Raw genomic sequence first — 3,590 nt, forward strand, 5'->3', positions numbered from 1 at the left:
AAAGCGCTGCCTTTTGTAAGCGAGATAAAACCCGACCTGATCCGTAATGTTTACTTCATCACTTTTAAGAATGATGTGCCTGTGAATTTTGAAGAGATCAGCAAAAAGGTAAAAAACTCGGGCTTTTCGGTAAGTTATTTAAAAACCACTTTCAACTTTGATAACACCAAGGTTGCCGACAATACTTTTACCTACGGCACCGATACCTATAAGCTGCTTAACGCTGATAAAGCGCTTACCGGCCCGGTATCGTTAACCATTGTAGATAAAGGTTTTGCGCCAAATTCTGTCACCAAAAAACACCTTGGTAAAAACCCCGATGAGGCAGCTACAGCTACAGGCCGTACCTATCATTTAGCAATTTAAGCACCTTCTTAAAAAAATACTTTTATGAAGGTTATTTCATTGGCTTTTTGCCTTATGGCATTAGCATGCTTTGCGCACGCGCAAGAGCTTTATGTGAATACGGAACCGGCCAGCAATATGGCCGCCCACTCGTTGGGTATCAGGCTGGAGAATCAGGGCTATACCTCGCCTGTATTTAAAAACAGAACCACGTTAGAGGCCATGTACGGCGCTACGGGCAAGCTAATGCTGCATGGTGCTTTGTACACCTCTAACTTTTATCAGGATAACCAAAGGTTTGAGGGCGGCAGCTTTTATGCCAAGTACAGGTTCCTGTCGATAGATAGCGTACAGAAGCATTTCCGCGGGGCGGTATTTGGTAAAGTGGCTACAAGCCGTAACCCATATATGATGCAGGAGATTGCTTTAGAGGGCGATAATTCCGGCATACAAGGCGGCCTTGTATTCACACAATTGCTGCATAAGCTGGCCTTATCCGGCTCGGCGAGTTACCTGCGTGGCTTGAATAGCGCGAATGATTTTGGCGCTATTACGGGCGCTAAAGAGGCTGTTACCTATACTTTATCTGCCGGGTATTTATTGCTCCCTAAACGTTACACCAGTTACGATCAGGTGAATCTTAACCTGTATGCCGAATTGCTTGGTAAAAGTAACCCTGGTTACAATCAAAGCTACCTGGATATAGCCCCGGCTATTCAGTTTATCTTCAACAGCGTTTGCCGACTGGATTTTTCGTACCGCACCCCGCTGTACAATAATATGCAGCGCAACAGCGCCAACATGTACCTGGTGCGTTTTGAGTACAATTTTTTTAACTTATAAAGACTTCAACATGAGAAAATATATAATGATACTTGCTGTGTTTGCATTTGCCACAGCTGCCAGCGCGCAGCAGATGGACCATATGCAGCACATGCAAAAAGATACTACACCTAAAAAAATGCCTCAGCAGCACGACCATGCTAAGATGATGGTTGAAATGCAGCACGATACCACCAAACATAGCATGGGCATGACCAGCCAGTTCTCGCTCGACTTACCCATGAACCGCGATGGTTCGGGTACCTCATGGGGGCCTGATGAAACCCCTATGTATATGTACATGGTGCACGGCAAAAAATGGATGCATATGTTCCACGGGAGTTTTTTTGCGCGGTATAACAAGCAGGACCTGTTTAATAAAGGCAGCCGCGGAGCCAGCCAGTTTGATGTGCCCAACTGGTTTATGTACATGGCGCAGCGTAAGGTGGGCAGCAATGGCCTGTTCGCTATCAACACCATGTTCTCGCTTGATGCATTTACGGTAGGCGGCAGTGGTTACCCATTGCTTTACCAAACCGGCGAATCGTATCAGGGTAATAAAGTAGTTGACCGCCAGCACCCGCATGATCTGTTTGCCGAACTGAGCGTTGCCTATACACAACGGGTTGCCAGGAATACCGATATCTCCCTTTCGGTAGGGATGCCGGGCGAACCTGCGCTTGGTCCGCCGGTGTTTATGCACAGGCTATCGGCCATGAATAATCCCGATGCACCGCTAAGTCATCACTATGCCGATGCTACGCATATTACCTTTGGTACGGCTACGCTGGGTTTTCGATACAAGAATGTAAAATTGGAAGGTTCCATCTTTACCGGGCGCGAACCTGATGAGCACCGTTATGATTTTGATAAGCCGAAGTTTGATTCGTATTCGGTACGCTTATCGGTCAACCCCTCAAAAGAATGGGCATTGCAGGTATCAAACGGCTGGTTAAAAAGCCCCGAAGAGGCCGAGCCAAACGATAACGTAAACCGCTTTACCGCATCGGCCATCCACACCAAAATGCTGGGTGAAAATAGTTACGTAGCTACTACTTTAGTGTACGGGCAAAACCGCCATCATGGTAAAACCCAACCTGCTATTTTGTTAGAGAACAGCCTGCAGCTAAATAAAACCGCCATTTATGGCCGTTATGAGTATGTGCAGAAAGATGCCGGCGAAATGGACCTGGAAGCCACTTTCCCGGGCGACCCTAACTTTAACATAAACGCTATAACATTGGGAACAAACCGTATTTTGACAACCATTAAGCAAACCAACCTAACGCTTGGCCTACAAGCAACGCTCAATGCTTCGCCAAAGGCTTTAAGGCCGTTATATGGCGCGGCGCCTGTAGGGTTCCAGGTTTACCTGCGAATTACGCCAAGCCTCATGAAAATGGGTGGCAGCAAACGCAAAATGGATCATGATATGATGAATATGTAAACATTGCGGTTGTTTTACCACAGAGGACACGAAGAGATAAGCACAAAGGGCACAGAGAATATTAAATCTCTGTGCCCTTTGTGTAAAAGATCTCTGCTAACTCTGTGGTTAACTTTAAATGCTTTTACTTCGCCGCTTTAATAGTAGCGGTAACCTTGCCGCAGTCAAGCATATCATCGCCGTAGTATGGGTTGCGGATATCTTCCGATTCGCTTAACCAGGCCGCCTTTTTCATGGGGCAGTATTGCTGGTAAACAGTGGTGCTGTTTAGTTTTAAGCCAGATAGCAAGCTGTACATGTTTTTTGACAGGTTTTCGAAATGCTCGCGTTGATGATCGATAACGGTGGTTTCGCTGATGTGGCGGCTATCAAATTTCAACTTATCAAGATAAGTGCCTAATAATTTTTGCTGGGCAGGCTGTAAGCCTTTTACCGGTGCGGAGAGCGCCGCCAACAAATCGGCCGATTTGCTTTTTGCCAATGCGGCGTTGCTGCCAACTAAGGCATTTTTTACACCGATGTATGATGTGGTTATTTTATCGATAGCTGTGTTTTGGGCTTTTGCCATTACTATGGATAACACAAGTATCAGGCTTAAGAGTGTCTTTTTCATAATTTATAAACGTTAATGTATAAAATTTAATATGCGATATTATTTATGCCTGCACATTTGGGTGGCGATTAAATAATAGCGCAAACACAATGGCAAACAATGAGTAAATAGCAGCCAACACCCAAATAACCATGGGCATGTTAGCATCGGCTAATACAACTTTTACCAAGGCAATGCCCCCGATAAAGAAATGGGCAAGGTTACCAATAACAAGCGGCCTGTTGTATATGCCACCAATAAGGGTGCCTTTCGCCATCCAGTTGATCATTGCAAAACCAAAATAAAGCCCTCCCAAAATCTGAATAACAAGGGCGAAATATTTGTTTGATCCTATACCGATATAGGTGTTTATTTCTTGCGGAA

General features: G+C 45.3%; 5 protein-coding genes. 3 read left to right on the forward strand and 2 right to left on the reverse strand.

Annotated elements, in window-relative coordinates; genetic code table 11:
• The 3 genes from WC615_RS22870 to WC615_RS22880 form a co-directional block, all read left to right on the forward strand.
• A partial coding sequence (locus WC615_RS22870) for a hypothetical protein (RefSeq protein WP_372980338.1) occupies positions 1–366 on the forward strand: 366 nt, incomplete at its 5' end.
• A gap of 54 nt (positions 367–420) precedes the next feature.
• Positions 421–1,188 (forward strand): hypothetical protein, encoded by a 768-nt coding sequence (locus tag WC615_RS22875; protein WP_372980339.1) that lies wholly within the window; start codon positions 421–423, stop codon positions 1,186–1,188.
• 10 nt (positions 1,189–1,198) lie between these two features.
• Positions 1,199–2,614 carry a hypothetical protein gene (locus tag WC615_RS22880; protein ID WP_372980340.1) on the forward strand — a complete coding sequence of 472 codons (1,416 nt, stop codon included), beginning with the start codon at positions 1,199–1,201 and terminating at the stop codon, positions 2,612–2,614.
• Between the two features lie 124 nt (positions 2,615–2,738).
• Here WC615_RS22880 and WC615_RS22885 read toward each other — a convergent pair whose 3' ends face one another.
• Both WC615_RS22885 and WC615_RS22890 read right to left on the reverse strand, forming a co-directional pair.
• Entirely contained in the window at positions 2,739–3,227 is a 489-nt protein-coding gene (locus WC615_RS22885) for a DUF3347 domain-containing protein (protein WP_372980341.1), read from the reverse strand.
• Positions 3,228–3,270: 43 nt separating this feature from the next.
• Positions 3,271–3,590, reverse strand: a 320-nt coding sequence (locus WC615_RS22890) for a hypothetical protein (RefSeq protein ID WP_372980342.1), incomplete at its 5' end; no start/stop codon positions are given.

This window comes from Mucilaginibacter sp., assembly GCF_041663085.1.
Taxonomy (GTDB): Bacteria; Bacteroidota; Bacteroidia; order Sphingobacteriales; family Sphingobacteriaceae; genus Mucilaginibacter.